Source organism: Sorangiineae bacterium MSr12523, assembly GCA_037157775.1.
Classification (GTDB): Bacteria; Myxococcota_A; Polyangia; order Polyangiales; family Polyangiaceae; genus Pendulispora; species Pendulispora brunnea.
Window position 1 is genome coordinate 4,406,948 of the sequence record CP089982.1, and the last position, 15,904, is coordinate 4,422,851.

The following is a 15,904-nucleotide window of genomic DNA, read 5'->3' on the forward strand; positions in this document are numbered from 1 at the left end:
GCGTGTGGCGCCCTAAACAGCGTACCGAAACAGCCCTAAGGCATCCTTTCGACGCGCGGATTGCAGTGAAACGAGATGAAACGAGACGAAACGGGAGTAAGGTGCTCCATCGTGTTGAAGGCCATGGTGACAGGCGCGAGCGGCTTCGTAGGTGCAAATGTTGCGCGCGCGCTCGTCGAACGGGGTCGCTCGGTTCGTGTCTTCGTTCGCGCGAGTTCGGATCGCGGTAACCTGGAGGGGCTGGACGCCGAAGTCGCCGAGGGCGATTTGCGCGATGCCGAGTCCGTTGCCCGTGCAGTGCGCGGATGCGACGAGGTGTATCACGTAGCCGCCGAATACACCTTCTGGTCGAACGAGCCGGCATCGATGTACCAAAGTAACGTGCAGGGAACCAAGAATGTCATGGACGCCTGCCTCCGCGAAAACGTGGCTCGCGTCGTATACACATCGACGGTCGGGACCATCGGTCTCGCGTCGATTGACGGGGACGCGATGGGCGCTCGCGATGAGCGCACGCCGCTCGCCGACGGGCAGCTCACGGGCCACTACAAACGATCCAAGTTCGATGCAGAAAAGGTCGCGCTCGATTATGTGGCGCGGGGCCTTCCGGTTGTCGTGGTCAACCCGAGCGCGCCTGTGGGGCCTTGGGATCGCAAACCGACGCCCACCGGACAGATCCTCGTGGACTTCATGCTCGGAAAAATGCCCGCGTTCGTGGACACGGGCCTGAACATCGTTCACGTGCGCGACGTCGCCGAGGGGCACGTGCTGGCCGCCGAAAAGGGACGGGTCGGCGAGCGTTACATCCTGGGGCACGAGAACTTGACCCTGGCGCGCATCCTCGAGACGCTCGCGCGCCTCACCGGCAAACGCGCGCCAACGATGCGTATTCCCTATGGAGTCGCCTATGCGGCGGGCTGGTTGAGCACCCGGCTCGCCGACCTCGTCACCCACCGTCCGCCGGCCATCCCGCTCGAATCGGTGAAGATGGCGAAGCGCTATATGTTTTTCAGCTCGGCAAAGGCCGTTGCCGAATTGGGGTTGCCGCAAACCCCGACCGAGCGTGCATTCGCGGATGCACTGGACTGGTTCTCACATCGCCACTACTTCGCTGCGGCGTAGGCAGTTTGTGGGGGGCTCCGCCGCCCCACGCCGATAAGTCAGGTTTGTGGGGGGCTCCGCCGCCCCACCCCCCCGAGAGAAACGCTGAAGATTAGCTTCGTAACGCTGGAGACTTTCCCCATGGCCATTCCGATGACGCAAGCTGCAGCAGTCGGCAAGTACATCATGACGCAGAAGCTCAAGAGGCGGAAGCGTTACCCCCTCGTCACGATGCTCGAGCCGCTTTTCCGCTGCAACCTCGAGTGCATTGGCTGCGGGAAGATCCAGTATCCGGAAGAGATCCTCAAGCAGTCGCTCTCACCGGAAAAGTGCTTTGCCGCCGTGGAAGAGTGCGGCGCCCCCGTCGTGACGGTGGCCGGCGGCGAACCGCTCATCCACCCGCAGATCAAAGAGATCGTCGAAGGCCTCGTCGATCGGAAAAAGTTCGTCTACCTGTGCACCAACGCACTCTTGCTGCGCCGCAAGCTCGACTTGTTCGCGCCCAGCGATTACCTCACGTTGAGCATTCACCTCGACGGCGTTCAGAAGCACCACGACCACTGCGTGCAGAGGGAAGGGGTGTACGACACCGCGGTGGCCGCCATCAAAGAGGCGAAGTCGCGCGGTTTTCGCGTGACCACCAACTCGACCATCTTCTTGGATCACCCGGCGGAGGATCTGCATCGCTTCTTCGATGACATGATGAAGCTCGGCATCGACGGGATGATGATCTCGCCCGGTTACAGTTACGAGCGGGCGCCGGTGCAGGACAAATTCCTCAAGCGCAATCAGACCAAAGAGCTCTTTCGAAAGGTGCTCGAGCCCGCCGCCCAGCGCAAATGGACGTTCAACCACTCGCCGTTCTACCTCGACTTCTTGAAAGGCGAGCGGGACTACGAGTGCACGCCGTGGGGCAATCCCAATTATACGATCTTCGGCTGGCAGCGTCCCTGCTACCTCTTCAACGAGGGCGGCTACGCGGAGACCTTCAAAGAGCTGATGGAAACGACGGATTGGGACAAATTCGGCACCAAGAGCGGGCACCGAAAGTGCCGCGATTGCATGGTGCATTGCGGCTACGAGCCGACCGCCGTGGAGGACAGCATGGCGAGCGCCAAGAACATCTTCCGATCGATCACCGCCGCTTTCCAGTGACCGTCTCGACATGACCACATCGACGATTGCCATTCCTTCGCCCGCCGTTTCGACCCCCCTTCAAGCGGCGTCGAACGCCGTTCGAAAGGCGACGGATTACTCCTATTCGACGCAGCGGGCCGACGGACACTGGTGCGCCGAGCTCGAATCGAATTGCACCATCACCAGCGAGTACGTGTTCATGTGCCAGGCCCTCGGCCTGGACCTCGCGCAAAAGCGCGAGGGCTTGGTGCAGTATCTGTCCGAGCATCAAAACGCGGATGGGAGCTGGGGCATCGCCCATGCGGTCGATGGCGACGTGTCGACCACGGCGGAGTGCTACCTCGCGCTGCGCATTCTGGGCATTGCGACCACCGACGCGCGCCTGGAACGCGCCGCGTCCTTCATTTCGAATCACGGCGGGCTGGAGAAGATGCGCGTGTTCACCCGCATTTTCTTTGCGCTGTTCGGGCTCTTTCCGTGGGACTCGGTGCCCGTGCTGCCGCCGGAGCTCATTCTCCTTCCGGCCTCCAGCCCGGTGAACATCTACGCATTCGCAAGCTGGGCGCGCGGCACCATCGTTCCGCTGCTCGTGCTGTTTCATCACAAGCCGCTCTACGCCCTGCCGAATGGCAAGCACGCCGAGAACGACTGGCTCGATCATCTGTGGCAAAACCCGCGCGACAAGCACGTGCCCTACGCCGCCCCGCTGGGCAGCATCTTGCGCACGCACAAGGTGTCGGCGAAATCGATCATCTCGCTCGGCTACAAAGCCGTGCTCGGATACGAAACATTGACCGGCGGGCTCTTTTCCCCCGTGCGAAAGCGCGCCGTGCAGGCGTGCGTCGATTGGGTGCTCGAGCATCAGGAGCCAAGCGGCGATTGGGCGGGCATTTTCCCGCCCATGGTCAACGGCGTCCTTGCGTTGCATGCGCACGGGTACGCCGTCGACTCGGATCCGATGCGTCGCGGGCTCGAGGCCATCGAGCGTTTTACCATGACGGACACGGCCGGGGTGCGGGTCGAAGCATGCCAATCGCCGGTCTGGGACACCTGCCTGACCATGATTGGTCTGCTGGACTGCGAGGCCGGCGGCGAGCGGCTCTTGGCGCCGCGCGACTGGATGGCCAAGCTGCAGATCCTGGACGACCACGGCGACTGGAAGGTTTACAACGGGAAGGGCAAACCCGGCGGCTGGTCGTTCGAATATTCGAATACCTGGTATCCGGACGTGGACGACACGGCGGCCGTGGTCATGGCCCTATTGAAGCAAGATCGCTCGTCGGCCAAAAGCGATGTGGTTCGCCGGGCCATCGAGTGGATCGTAAGCATGCAGAACGACGACGGGGGTTGGGCCGCGTTCGATCGAAAGAACGACAAGCTCTTCCTGAACGATATCCCGTTCTCCGATATGGATTCGCTTTGCGATCCCAGCACGCCCGATATCGTGGGGCGCATTCTGGAGGCGCTCGGCATCTTGGGCGATCGCCGCTACGAGGCGGCGTGCGCACGTGGAATCGAGTACCTCCGCAAGAACCAGGAGCCCGAGGGCTCGTGGTACGGGCGCTGGGGCGTCAATTACGTGTACGGGACCTCCAATGTTCTCTGCGGCCTGGTGCACCACGGCTTCCGTGCGTCCGATCCGATGGTCGCGCGCGCCCTGGGCTGGTTGAAGGCCGTCCAGAATGCCGACGGCGGGTGGGGGGAGCACGTCCATTCGTATGCGGACCGGAATCTCATGGGACGCGGCACATCGACCGCCTCGCAAACGGCATGGGGCCTGATGGCTCTCCTGGCGTTCTTGCCGCCGGACGATCCTTCGGTGCAGCGTGGTATCGCGTGGCTGGTTTCGCGCCAGACCGACGAAGGCACCTGGAACGAAAAGGAGTTCACCGGGACGGGATTCCCCAAGTACTTCTATTTGCGCTACCACATGTACCGGCACTATTTTCCGCTCATGGCGCTCGGCCGCTACGTGCGGGCGCTGCGCGCTTCGTAAGAACGTGACTACGTGGGGCTTGCTCTGGGGCAGCGTGGTGCATCGCCCCTACGTCTATGCCTTTCTCGCGTGTTTCGTCGTCTTTGCGCTGCGGCATCTGGGCCTTTGGCGGATGCTGCTCTTCATGCTTCCGACGTGGGCCATCGCGTACGCGTGCGAGTACAGTTCGACGCGCAATGGGTTTCCCTTCGGGTACTACCGCTATTTCGATGACACGCGCACCCGGGAACTCTGGATATCCAACGTCCCGTTTTTCGATTCGCTGTCCTTCGTTTTTCTTTCGTATTTCAGCTTCGTGCTCGCCTCCGCGCTCGTGGGCAACGTTTCCCGGCCGGTGTCGCGCGCCATTCCGTGGCTCGGCGGCGTGTTGATGATGCTGCTGGACGTGGTGATCGACCCCGTGGCGCTGCAGGGCGACAAGTGGTTTCTGGGAAGGATTTACGATTATCCGTACCAAGGTTTCTATTTCGGGGTGACGGCGGCGAACTTTGCCGGATGGTTTTTCGTCGGGTTCGTGACGCAGGCGGTGTTTTGCATGCTTCTTCGCGGCCCACTGCGGGCGGTGCCACGGCTTTTCGTGCTCGGTGCGTATGGCGTGTACGCGGGAATCTTCCTGTTCAATTTGACCATGACGGTGCTCATCGGCGATTACCGATTGGCGGCGGCGAGCGCGGTCGTGACGGTCGGAACGTTGGGCGCGATGGCCATGGGGCTTCGGGCGCGCTGGGCTTCCGCCGGGCTCGCATCACGCGAAGAAAGGAGCGCGTAAGCGCGTGCTCCTGGTCTGTGCGGCCACGCGGCCCGAGTACGATGCCTGCCTGGCGGGGATCCGTGACGCGGGGCTTACGACGTCGTTCGACCTGCTGCGCGTTGGCGTCGGGCCTGCACATGCCGCGCGCAGCTTGCGCGAGCGCCTTGCCCGTGGCCCCGCTCCGAGCCGCATTCTATCGTGCGGGTTCGCGGGGGCGCTGGTCGGCGGAGTTCCGCTCGGCGCGTGGATCACCGCGGAAACGCTGTCCGAGTGGAAAGATGGCGCGCTCGTTCCGGTGGTGCGCCCGGTGGCCGTCGCCTCGTGCCTGCCATGCGACGTCGTTTCGGCGGATCATCTCGTGGGCCGAGATTCGCCGCTCCGCAGCGTCCCCCGTGATTCGTCGCGGCCTCTCGTCGCCGATATGGAGTCCGCCGCGCTGTCGATGGCGGCCGGAGCCATCGCGCTATCCGTCGTGCGCCTGGTGAGCGACACGCCGGAGCACCCGCTGCCCGAGTTTCTCGCGCCCTTCACGGCGGCGATGGCCGGAACCGATTCCCCCGCGCGCTCGGCCCTCCGCGGCGTCGGCTCCGCGCTCACCGATCCGCGTGGCGTGGCCCGCCTCCTCCGCGAAGGGCGAACTTGGACGAAAAAACTCCGCGAAGGCTTCGCCACCCTCGCGCCGTCTCTGGTCTCGTTCGAGAGCAACCGCCAAGACGCCAAGGACGCCAAGATGGATTGATGTGCTGATGCATCGGAAGCCCCAATCCTTGGCGATCTTGGCGCTTTGGCGGTTTTCTCCTCTGACTAGAACGTGAGCTTTTGCAGCCCCAACGTCGCTGTGAGCAGCAGTTGCCACGTGCCTGGATGATCGATCGAAGCGAACGGCGCGGCGATCTCGGGGAAGACATTTTGCGGGCGCGCCCAATAGGAATAACTCCCGCGCAAGCCCACGGAGCCGAGGCCGAACGGAATGAGTTCCCCGGGCCGGCCGGAGACCTTGGAGTGCCCGACGACGAAGTTGTACGAGAGGCGCACGTCCGACTCGAACACACCGTCGCGCGGTTTCGCGGGATCGAGGCGGTAGCCGGCGGCTGCGCGCAGCTCCATCTGCCGCGAAGGCGAACGCACGAGGAACGAGGCGCTCCCGCCCGTGCGCGGGATGGTCCGCCCGGAGCGCTCTTCGCTCCAGAGGTGCTCGAGCGCGCCCCCGAAATGGAGGAGCAGGCGCACGGCGTCGTAGCTCGCCGATTGACCATTCCCGAGAGGGTTCACCACGCCCGAAAGGCGAATGGGCCGCAGGGCCGACCGTCCCCGTTCGCCATCGAGAATCGCTTCGCCAATCGCACCGCCGAGCCCGAACCACTCGCCCGGCGCGCACGGACCCAACAGCGACACGAGGGGCGGCCGCAGCTCCCGAGTCTCCGGATCGTGGCAGAACCAAAGCGCCTCCGATTGAAAAAACGTGAGCTGCCCCATGAGCCCATGCGTCGGCGCATGCAGCACGTCGAACTTCAGAAGGCCGAAATCGCCTCCGCGCGTATCGCCGCGAACGATCTCGAGCCCGCCGCCACCCGCTCCGTCGAGCTCCCCGTCGCCGTTGCCCAGCACCCCCCCGAGCGCCGATAGCTCGAGCAGCCGTATTCCCGTGACGTAGTGCGCGACCGCCCCGTGGATTCCATCTTCTCGCATCTCCTGCGGCGGATTCGGTATCCCCGCCTCGATCGCGCGCCGCACTTCGTCCGTGAGGCGTGGAAGATCGGGCTCGCCGAGGATCTTTCCCGTCTCCTCTTTGGGAAACCGGAGCAATTCGTCCGTATGAGGGGCGATCGCCAGCGCATAGTACTGGGAGAGCGGAACCCCTCGGTCGTCCGTCTGCGGGACGGTCAGCACCACGGGATCGCCTTCCGTTGCCATCACGTCCGAGGGCGCCAACGTCGGCGGCACCTTGGGGCCCATGATGTAACTGCGTCGAATGGCAATTTGATGCGAGGGCCACGCATGCTTCGGGCTCCACCAGCGGCCGGCTAGCTCGTTCAGCGTCCTGCGCGTCTCCGCCTGCGAAACCGCGCCGAGCCGCTCGAACGTGGCCTGGAGCGCGATGTCCATCGCCTGGTCGTACGGAAGCGGGCTTTCGAGCGCGGCCACCCCCAGGTGGGCACCGAGCAGATTCGAATACAGATCGTCCGGCGTGAACGACGAATAGATCTCCTCGGCCGCGCGGAATTTCGTAAGCCCATAATATTGAACGAGCTCGGCCCAAACCGAGAGATGGAACGCGACGCGGATGGCGATGAGATCGCTGGTGCGTTCCAGATCCTGCGGCGGCACGGCCTGCAACACGAAGAGGGTTCGATCGGCGCCCTTGGGGCCGAGATCGATGCTTCCTGCTCCGCGGGCGAGGAGCGGGCGCAGGCGCATCGAGAGGTAGGCGGCGATGTCCGCGAAGTCCCGCGTGTGCCCGAGATCGACGAATCCCCCGCGGCGCGTGTAGAGAAAGCCGTTGTTTTCGGTCAATTCGCCGTCCACGGAGTAGGAATGGCGTCCCACGCCATGGGTCGAGATGACCCCGGCGATGACGATCGGAACGTGCGTGGCGCCCAAGTGGATCGGCATGTCGGGGGCCATCGCGCAACAAGGCCGTCCGCGCGGTGCGGCGCGACCCGGTTCCCGCGTATCGGCGTGAGCGAAGGACGGGGCGGCCACGAAGGCGACCCACACGAAGCAAAGGAGGAAACGAAATTGGAGAGCAGTCATCCCAGCCGCGATCAGAAAATAAGCCCGTTGGCGAGGTAATAGGCGAGAGGAAATTCGTCAGGAGCGTGATCCGTGGGCGAGTGGGCAATCTCCACCCGGAAGACACTCGATCGGTCCCACTGGAAGTAAAAGCCACCGCCCACGCTGTATTTGATGCCCGGCGTGGACCCATCGGCGACCGACGAGCCCCAGTCGTTCCAGACGCGGCCGGCATCGAGAAAGGTCGTCGTCCCAATCTGGAGTTGCCACGACAGAACGCGAAAGCTCGGGATGAACGAGGTGCGCAGCTCGTAATTGGCCATCACCTTGATGTGACCGGCGTAGCGAGCCTCTGGAATTCCCCGGACGCCACGCTCGCCTCCGACCATGTGTGTCGGGTTGAACACCCCGCCGCTCTGAAGTTCATAAAAGGGAACACGACCGAAGAGAAAGCTTGCCACATGGCGCATGGCAAAGGTCATCTTGGGTCCGAGGGGAATGTACGTGTGCAGTGCCGCCGAGGCCTCGCCGAAGCCCACGCGCTCCGCGGTGCCCGCCGTCCCGAGGAAGCCGACCTGGTAAAACACACCCTCATGTGGCACGAACTCGTCGTCGCGCGTATCGAGAAAGAGACCTGCGCCGAGGCTTCCGAGGAACGCTTTTTCCGTTCCGGGGAGGTCCGAACGCGCGATATCGTGGGCAAGCTTGGAGTCCTGGTAGACCGACGGAAACACGTACCGCAGGCTCGTCGTAAAGGCGGCCTCGAAGGGTGTACCCGTCTTCACGCGGGCGACGGAGCGAAGACGCACCTCCTGGGCGATGTATTCGTCTTTGCGGAGAGGATCGGCGCCGGGCGCGTCCTCCGCGGTGCTTGCATTGCCGACCCCCTCCCAGCGCGCGATGATGTTGCGCAAAAAGTGGGCGCGCGTGTCGATGCGAACGCGTCCGTCGAACAGGTTGGGCACGTCCAAGCGAAACGCGTGATAGTGCTGGACCAGGCGGAGACCGTCCGCATCGTCCTTGAAGCTGGTGCCCAGTGTTCCGCCAAAGAGCCATTTGTACGGGCGCGCCTCGTCGTAGAAGCGCGCGAGCGTGAACACGACGCCGAACTCCACACCGACGTCGCTGTTGCCTCCAACGTCGGGCACGGGGAGAAACTCGTAACGGCGCGCGGGCAGTGCGTCCTGCGATCCCGGCGTGGAAATCGTATCGGCAGCCGCCGTGGCAGGACTTGCGAGCACCATGAGGCGTGCAAGCCATTTCAGAAGGGGGCGTCTCGAAGAAAGGAAAGCCATCATTGCGAAACGCAATTAGAAGGTGAGCCCATTGGCGATGTAATAAGATAGAGGAAACCCGTTCCGCGGATGATCGCTCGGCGAATATGCCAATTCGACGCGAAAGACACTCGTGCGATCCCATTGGAAGAAGAACCCCCCGCCCACGCCATAATGGATGCCCGGCGTCTTGCCATCGGAGGCGGACGAGTTGATATCGTTCCAGACGCGGCCCAGGTCGAGGAAGGCCGTGTTTCCGACTTGGAGCTTCCACCGCAGAACGCGAAAGCGCGGTATCAGCGTGCTGCGTAGCTCGTAATTGGCCATCATTTTGACGTGGCCGGCATACCGCGCACCGGGAACGCCCCGGACACCGCGATCGCCGCCGACCATAGCCTGCGGAAGGAATGCATTGCCCTGCGCCAGATCGTAAAAGGGCACCCGGCCGAATTGGTAGCTTGCCACCACCCGGTTGAAAAACGTCAGCTTGGGGCCAAGGGGGAGGAAGGACGAGAGCGATGCGAACGTCTCGCCATAGGCCACCCGCTCTGCGCTGCCCACCGTACCGCCGACCCCGGCCTGGTAGTAAACGCCTCGGTGGGGCGCGAATTCGTTGTCGCGCGTATCGATGATGAAGCCCGTGGCAAGGGTGGTCAGAAAGGCGGGCTCCGTTCCTGGGATTCCGGAGTGCGCCGCATCGTATTGAATCTTGGATCCCTCGTAGATCGACGGAAATTCGTAGCGAAGGTTCGTCGAGAAGGCCGCATCGAACGGCGTACCCGTCTTCACGCGGACGACCGAGCGCAGGCGAACTTGCTCGGAGGTGAACTGGCCCTGTCTTACGCGGTCCGGTCCCGGGGGAAGGCCCTCCAACGTGCTCGCGTTGCCGAGTCCGTTCCATTTGGCGATGACGTTGCGCCCGAAGTTGACGATGGTGTTGATGCGGACGCGCCCGCCGAAGAGCCCGGGAACATCGAGGCGAAGGGCGTGGAACTGTTGGACCGTCCGGAAGTGGCCGTCATCGTCCTTGAAGCTCGTGATGAACACGCCGCCGAGGAGCCATTTGTACGGCTTCGCATCGTCGTAAAATCGCACGACCCCGAAGGCAACACCGAGCTCCAGGCCGACGTCGCTATTTCCCCCGATGTTCGGCACCGGGAGAAACTCCCAGCGGCGCGGGTCATCTTTCGATGCTTCCCAGTCCTTCGCTGCCTTTCCGCTTTTCTCCTCCGCGCGAGCCTCTCCCGTGCTGGCGAAAAAGACGAAAAAGCAGGCAAGGCATTTCAGCCCCGCGAGCAGGGCCTTCCAGGCAAGGCGGGGACGCAGCACGCGACGGGGCATGCGACGGGACGTGAACGGCGAAGTGATCATTCGATGTCGGACTGGAACTCTGCTTATAGGGCGACGAGGGCGTTCGGGAGGTCTTTTTTGGCGCTTGTCGCCAGGCTCCGAGGAGCCTAGGGTTGCCAGAATGGACACACGCCGTGGCGTCATCGGGACGCTAGCGGGCCTCTTCGTCGGCGTCATGGTCATCCCAATGATTGCGTCTGGGCCGGCCGCAGCCGACGACAAGCCCGACGCCGCAGCCTGCGAAGCATGGCAGATCGAGTACGTGGTGAACGCGACCGTCATCATCAGCGACACCCCCATGGGCGCCGGCGATGGCAAGTACCCGAATGGCCCCGGCAAGGTGGTGCTTCGTTTCGACAACCGCGGCGGGCAGCCCGGCGGGAACGTCAAGTTGATCGAGTACGAGATGAAGGACAACTTCACGGTCGTGAGCCACGCCTTGATGTGGGAAGCGCGCGTGACCGCCGACACGATCAGCCGCACCACGCCAGACAGGTGCGGAAGCTCGGCCGAGGGCACCTTGGACGGCCGTACCCTCCGCTGGGGGATCTGGCGCGGAATGCGCAGCGATGGCAGCGTCATTTGCCAAGGGGGTCTCTGCGGGAAATTCGGGGCGCCCCCATCGGGTCGAAGCGACATGCATGTCCCTCCGCACGCGGCCCATTTCAAGCCGTTCGTCTACGCCGCGGATTTCCAGACCTTCACGATGAATCCCTCCGTCGCGTCGCAGAACTCCTCGCCGAGTCAGACCTCGAGCATCTCGCTCGCCGGGCGGGAGGTGCGGCGCACCTGTGTTCCTGCTCCGGTTTGCAAGCCATGAAGGCGCTCACGTTCGACTTGCACCTTCCGCGGCTCGCGTTTGCGCGTGCGCTCGGCACGGTCTCGGCGCACGGCTATTTGAACGGGCTCGGTCCGCTGCGCCTCGCCGAGGTGCCCGATGCGCGCGTGCTCGGCGATCACTGGGTCGTCGTGGAGACGAAGGCGTGTGGCATTTGCGGCAGCGACGTCAAGGAAGTCTTCATGGACGCCGCCGTCGACAACCCGCTCACCGCGGTCATTTCCTTTCCCCACGTCATGGGCCACGAGCACGTGGGCGTCGTGGCGGAGACCGGCCGCGCCGTCACCCGTGTGAAGCGCGGCGATCGCGTGGCGTGCTCTCCCTGGTTCAGTTGCGCCGTGCGCGGTCTCCCCGAATGCGACGCGTGCCGCCGCGGCCAGATCGCGCTTTGCGAAAGCTTCACCGAGGGCACCTTCGCCCCGGGCATGCACGCCGGCACCTGCCGCGACATCTCGGGTGGCTTCGCGCCGCTCGTTCCGGTGCACGAATCGGCGTGTTTCCCGATGCCCGATGGCGTTCCTTTCTCGACCGCCGTTCTCGCCGATCCGTTCGCCGTGGCGCTGCACGCGGTGCTCAAATCGCCGCCGGAGCCCGGCGAGACGGTGCTCGTGTACGGATGCGGCGGGCTCGGTGTGCTCGTGATCCACATTCTCGCGCGGCTCTTTCCGCGCACGCGCGTCTTGGCGGTGGACCCGCGGCCGCACGCCCGCGCACTGGCCGAGCAGCTCGGGGCCGCCGCGACCTTCTCGGCGCGCGGTGCGGAGCTCATCGAGGCCATTGCGCAGGCTGCCGACGTGCCCGTACGTCGTCCGCAGTTCGCGTTGCCATGGCTGCACAAGGGGGTCGACCGCGTTTACGATACCGTGGGCTCGGCCGCGACCCTCGAGACCGCGGTGCGCATCACGAGGCCGCTCGGTGTCTTGGTGCTGGTAGGCGTCGCCACCCCGGCGCGCTTCGAATGGACGCCGCTCTACTTCAAAGAGCTCCACATCATGGGCTCGAGCGGATACGGCATCGAGGACTTCGCCGGGCGGCGCGCACACGCCTTCGAGCATTTTTTTGCCCTTCTCGAGCAGCGCACCCTCGATTTGTCGAACGTCGTCACCCACCGCTTTCCGCTGGCCGAGTACAAGGACGCATTCTTGACGGCACGCTCGAAAGGCGCAGCGCCGGCCATCAAAGTGGTGTTCGACTTCGGGTGAGCTCGCACAGGTGATCGACGGCGCTCGAAAAGGAGTAGCGCGGCGTCCAACCGAGCTGCTCGCGGATCTTTCGAATCGACATTTCGCTCTTCGTCGTCACCATGTCGATGGCCGTATGCGTGAGGAGCGGCCGCGCCGTCGCACGACGAAGGCGCGCCATCGCCTCGAGGGAAGAGGCCATCGTGCGCGCGACGGGCAAGGGGATCGACCGGCGCACGGGCGGGCGCCCCGCGATTTTGGCCACCGCATCGAAGTAATCGCGAAAAGAAATGGCCTCGCCGTCCCCGACGATGAACGCTTCGCCCAGCGCGCTCGGGTGCTCGGCGGCGAGCAAGGTCGCATCGAGCAAGTTCTCGATGTAGCACGGATGGCACGTACCGACGCCGCCGCCCAACAGGAACATCTTGCCCTGTCGGATCATCGCAAGGGGCTCCTCGAGCCAAGTCCCGCGCGGACCGTACACCACGGCAGGCCGCAAAATGGAGAGCGGCAGACCTGACTCGAAGGCCTTCCGTGCGACGGCCTCGCCGTGGGCCTTGGTGAGCGAATAGCCATCCCACGCCTGCCCATCCAAGGGCGTCGTGTCGTCGAAATACTTCGGTGAAGGTGTTCCGAACACGGCGATGGAGCTGAAATGAACGACGCGCCGCACGCCGGCTGCACGCGCCGCGCGATACAGCGCTTCCGTGCCGCGGACATTGGCGCCTGCGAACTCGTCCGCGGTCCCCCAATCCGAAACGTGGCCTGCGCAATGAAAGATGCGTGCCGCCCCCGCCACAGCCGCGACGAGCGAGCGTTCATCCCGCAGATCGCCCTGCACGAGCTGCGCGCCCGTGGCCACCGCAGCCGTGAGCTTGCCCTCGCTCCCCGCACGGCAGAGCACCCGCACCTGGCGCCCTTCGCGTAGCAAGCGTTCCGCGAGATGGCTGCCGATGAACCCCGTCGCGCCCGTTATCAGATCGATCATTTGTACTTTCCGCTTTTACCAAAGTACCCAAAACAGAAGGACACCCACGTGCGGTAGCTCAGTCACGTTGGTTGCGTTTACCATCGACGCACCAACGGCCGACCGCGAACGATAGGAGACGACCATGAAGGTCCTGTGCGTTCATCCGAGTGGTCTCATGTACACCGAGATCTTCCTTCGTTTGGAGCCCCTGGGCGTCGAGCTCGTCGCGGCGGCGGTTCGTCGGGCCGGGCACGACACCCGGCTGCTCGATCTTCAGGCGGCCACGCATCGCGACTACTTTCGCCTCCTCGACGATTTTCGTCCGGACGCGGTGCTCTTCGGCATGAACTACCTCGCGAACGTCCCCGAGGTCGTCGACCTCTGCAAGGAGACCAAGGCGCGCCACCCGCGGATCCTCACCTGTGTGGGCGGCCACAGTGCGTCCTTCACGGCGAGGGAGCTCCTCGCGCATGCAGAAGGCAGCATCGATTGCGTGGTGCGCGGAGAAGGGGAGGAGGCCGCACCGCGCGTGCTCGATGCCTGGCGCGACGACCCGAAGAGCCTGCATCTGCTCGACGGCGTGATCACCCTGGACGGTGAAGGCCCGCCCCCCAAGCAGATTCACTCGCTCGACGATCTGCGCCCGGCGCGCGACTTGCTGCCCAATCGAAAAAAGTACTTCATCGGCGTGCTGGATCCCGCGGCATCGATCGAGTTCTCACGTGGCTGCCCGTGGGACTGCTCGTTCTGCAGCGCCTGGACCTTCTACGGACGAAGCTATCGCAAAGTAAACCCGGAGATCTGCGCCGAAGATCTCGCGAGCATCCGCGAACAAGGCGTCTTCATCGTCGACGACGTGGCCTTCATCCAGGCCGAGCACGGCAACGCCATTGCGGACGCCATCGAGCGCCGTGGCCTCAAGAAGCGGTATTATTTGGAGACGCGCGGCGACGTGCTCCTGCGCAACAAAGAGTTGTTCGTGCGCTGGAAGAAACTCGGCCTCGAGTACATGTTCCTCGGCCTCGAAGCCATCGATGCCGAAGGCCTCAAAGCCTTTCGAAAGCGCGTGCCATTGGGCAAAAACTTCGAAGCCCTCGAATACGCGCGTTCCCTCGGCATCATGGTGGCGGTGAACATCATTGCCGATCCCGACTGGGACGAGGCGCGCTTTCAAGTCATCCGCGAATGGGCCCTGTCCGTGCCCGAAATCGTCAACATCAGCGTGAATACGCCCTATCCGGGCACCGAGACCTTCCTCACCGACGCCCGCACCTTCACCACGCGCGATTATCGCCTTTTCGACATTCAACACGCCGTTCTCCCGACCAAGTTGCCACTTCGGCGCTTCTACGAAGAGCTCGTAAAAACGCAACAAGTGCTCAACAAGAAGCATTTGGGCATCGCCGCATTGAAGGCGACGGCCGCGATCTCGGCGCGCTTGCTGCTCCAGGGCCAAACGAACTTCGTCAAAATGCTCTGGAAGTTCAACTCGGTGTACGATCCCCGGCGGCAACTCTCCGATCATGCCCAGCCGGTCAAATACGAAATGAAGTTGCCCGTGGTGTCTCCGACGAAGAAGGTGGATCCGCGAAAGCTTTACGTTCTGCCGCCCAACAGCAAAGCCGCGCAGGCGAATGCATTGATCACGCGGGAGACCTGAAATGGACGACCACCGGACCTTCGAGGCCCGGTAGCGGTAGCGACATGGCTTCGGCTTCCGCCGCCTCCCGTTCCGACGAGGAGAGGCGGCGCCACGCCTCGATCGCGATCTCGCCCGCCGTCCGGCGCCAGACACCGACGATTTCGCCATGGACGAGCAACGCGCCCGGCCACACGCGCGATGTCCAGAGCGCCGCGCGTCGTTTGGCGTTGGGCACGAGAAGCTCCCGATCGGCTCCCCAGAGAAGATAGTACGCGTCCCCACTGGGGAGGAGCCGCGCCGGCGCAGCAGGCCCGGGGGGCGCCCGAAACGCGGGTTCGTCGTCGGCGAGAATCCAGGCATCGCCAATCGGCGTGCGCACCGGCGTCAGCGCAGGATGCAGCGCTTCGAAGGCGGCAAGTGCGGCCGCAGGCGAAATGCCGGCCCACTCCGCGAAGGAAGCCGCAGTCGTCGGGCCGAAGACGTGAAGGTATCGACGCGCGAGTTCGAGGCGCGCATCCCGCGGGGCCATGTTGGGCGCCGGCTGGGTCCAGACGACGGGCTGGCGTGCCCCTTCCCAGCGCAGCAGGACCCTGCCCGTCGGGGCCGCGTACCGGAGGCTGTTGTGAGGTACGCCCATCCCGTGCCCTGCCTGGCCGAATGGCATCTTGCGGCCGTCGAGGAACGTGTGAAGTCGGGACGCCGTATGGTGTGCCCTCGCGAGGCCACGGGCGTCCTCTGGCAGCCGCCCAAGCGAGAACAGGGGGAGATCCTTGGCGGCCACGACGTACGCACTGAACCGCGGGCCCCAAAGTTGAATGAGTGAGCGATGCTCCCACGCCGCCGGGCCGGTGCCGGCGATCCGCGCATGGATGGACAAGAGCGCAGCGCGCGGCATGGAGTCCTGCAACCCGCACCACGCCGCGCGTCGGAG

General features: G+C 64.2%; 13 protein-coding genes. 8 read left to right on the plus strand and 5 right to left on the minus strand.

The genetic code is table 11. The features are described 5' to 3' along the window. Positions 1–111: 111 nt before the first annotated feature. From LZC95_17355 to LZC95_17375, 5 genes are all read left to right on the plus strand, one after another. The gene (locus LZC95_17355) at positions 112–1,122 is read left to right on the plus strand and encodes an NAD-dependent epimerase/dehydratase family protein (GenBank protein ID WXA98586.1); all 1,011 of its coding nucleotides are present in this window, start codon (positions 112–114) and stop codon (positions 1,120–1,122) included. A 120-nt stretch (positions 1,123–1,242) separates the two neighbouring features. Further along, positions 1,243–2,256 (plus strand): adenosyl-hopene transferase HpnH, encoded by a 1,014-nt coding sequence (hpnH, locus tag LZC95_17360; protein ID WXA98587.1) that lies wholly within the window; start codon positions 1,243–1,245, stop codon positions 2,254–2,256. 10 nt (positions 2,257–2,266) lie between these two features. Then, the gene (shc, locus tag LZC95_17365) at positions 2,267–4,234 is read left to right on the plus strand and encodes a squalene--hopene cyclase (GenBank protein WXA98588.1); all 1,968 of its coding nucleotides are present in this window, start codon (positions 2,267–2,269) and stop codon (positions 4,232–4,234) included. A gap of 4 nt (positions 4,235–4,238) precedes the next feature. Further along, entirely contained in the window at positions 4,239–5,003 is a 765-nt protein-coding gene (locus LZC95_17370; protein ID WXA98589.1) for a carotenoid biosynthesis protein, read from the plus strand. 4 nt (positions 5,004–5,007) lie between these two features. Then, on the plus strand, positions 5,008–5,724 hold the full coding sequence (locus LZC95_17375) for a hypothetical protein (protein ID WXA98590.1): 717 nt from the start codon (positions 5,008–5,010) through the stop codon (positions 5,722–5,724). A 65-nt stretch (positions 5,725–5,789) separates the two neighbouring features. Here the strand turns inward: LZC95_17375 and LZC95_17380 are convergent, their stop codons facing one another. From LZC95_17380 to LZC95_17390, 3 genes are all read right to left on the minus strand, one after another. Continuing rightward, positions 5,790–7,739, minus strand: a complete 1,950-nt coding sequence (locus tag LZC95_17380) for a DUF4056 domain-containing protein (protein ID WXA98591.1) — start codon at positions 7,737–7,739, stop codon at positions 5,790–5,792. Positions 7,740–7,750: 11 nt separating this feature from the next. Further along, a complete protein-coding gene (locus LZC95_17385; protein ID WXA98592.1) occupies positions 7,751–8,962 on the minus strand; it encodes an outer membrane protein assembly factor in 1,212 nt (403 codons plus the stop codon). Between the two features lie 66 nt (positions 8,963–9,028). Continuing rightward, positions 9,029–10,363: an outer membrane protein assembly factor gene (locus LZC95_17390; protein WXA98593.1), complete on the minus strand. Its 1,335-nt coding sequence runs from the start codon at positions 10,361–10,363 to the stop codon at positions 9,029–9,031. Between the two features lie 100 nt (positions 10,364–10,463). Here LZC95_17390 and LZC95_17395 point away from each other — a divergent pair, with 100 nt between their 5' ends. Together LZC95_17395 and LZC95_17400 are read left to right on the plus strand one after the other, a co-directional pair. Further along, entirely contained in the window at positions 10,464–11,162 is a 699-nt protein-coding gene (locus tag LZC95_17395) for a hypothetical protein (GenBank protein WXA98594.1), read from the plus strand. After that, the gene (locus LZC95_17400; protein WXA98595.1) at positions 11,159–12,382 is read left to right on the plus strand and encodes an alcohol dehydrogenase catalytic domain-containing protein; all 1,224 of its coding nucleotides are present in this window, start codon (positions 11,159–11,161) and stop codon (positions 12,380–12,382) included. The genes LZC95_17395 and LZC95_17400 overlap by 4 nt, the downstream gene beginning before the upstream one ends. Here LZC95_17400 and LZC95_17405 read toward each other — a convergent pair. Next, positions 12,357–13,349, minus strand: coding sequence for an NAD-dependent epimerase/dehydratase family protein (locus tag LZC95_17405; protein WXA98596.1), 993 nt, complete (start codon positions 13,347–13,349; stop codon positions 12,357–12,359). The genes LZC95_17400 and LZC95_17405 overlap by 26 nt on opposite strands. Positions 13,350–13,473: 124 nt before the next feature. On the opposite strand from LZC95_17405, the gene hpnR reads away from it, so the two are divergent. Beyond that, positions 13,474–14,991 carry a hopanoid C-3 methylase HpnR gene (gene hpnR / locus LZC95_17410; protein WXA98597.1) on the plus strand — a complete coding sequence of 506 codons (1,518 nt, stop codon included), beginning with the start codon at positions 13,474–13,476 and terminating at the stop codon, positions 14,989–14,991. Here the strand turns inward: hpnR and LZC95_17415 are convergent. After that, positions 14,975–15,868 carry a winged helix DNA-binding domain-containing protein gene (locus tag LZC95_17415; GenBank protein ID WXA98598.1) on the minus strand — a complete coding sequence of 298 codons (894 nt, stop codon included), beginning with the start codon at positions 15,866–15,868 and terminating at the stop codon, positions 14,975–14,977. The genes hpnR and LZC95_17415 overlap by 17 nt on opposite strands. Between the last annotated feature and the right edge of the window lie 36 nt (positions 15,869–15,904).

Coding starts and splice junctions, on each gene's coding strand:
- LZC95_17415 (WXA98598.1), bottom strand. CDS start 15,868: ATGCCGCGCGCTGCGCTCTTGTCCATCCATGCGCGGATCGCCGGCACC.
- LZC95_17400 (WXA98595.1), top strand. CDS start 11,159: ATGAAGGCGCTCACGTTCGACTTGCACCTTCCGCGGCTCGCGTTTGCG.
- LZC95_17405 (WXA98596.1), bottom strand. CDS start 13,349: ATGATCGATCTGATAACGGGCGCGACGGGGTTCATCGGCAGCCATCTC.
- LZC95_17395 (WXA98594.1), top strand. CDS start 10,464: ATGGACACACGCCGTGGCGTCATCGGGACGCTAGCGGGCCTCTTCGTC.
- shc (WXA98588.1), top strand. CDS start 2,267: ATGACCACATCGACGATTGCCATTCCTTCGCCCGCCGTTTCGACCCCC.
- hpnR (WXA98597.1), top strand. CDS start 13,474: ATGAAGGTCCTGTGCGTTCATCCGAGTGGTCTCATGTACACCGAGATC.
- LZC95_17380 (WXA98591.1), bottom strand. CDS start 7,739: ATGACTGCTCTCCAATTTCGTTTCCTCCTTTGCTTCGTGTGGGTCGCC.
- LZC95_17385 (WXA98592.1), bottom strand. CDS start 8,962: ATGGTGCTCGCAAGTCCTGCCACGGCGGCTGCCGATACGATTTCCACG.
- hpnH (WXA98587.1), top strand. CDS start 1,243: ATGGCCATTCCGATGACGCAAGCTGCAGCAGTCGGCAAGTACATCATG.
- LZC95_17390 (WXA98593.1), bottom strand. CDS start 10,363: ATGATCACTTCGCCGTTCACGTCCCGTCGCATGCCCCGTCGCGTGCTG.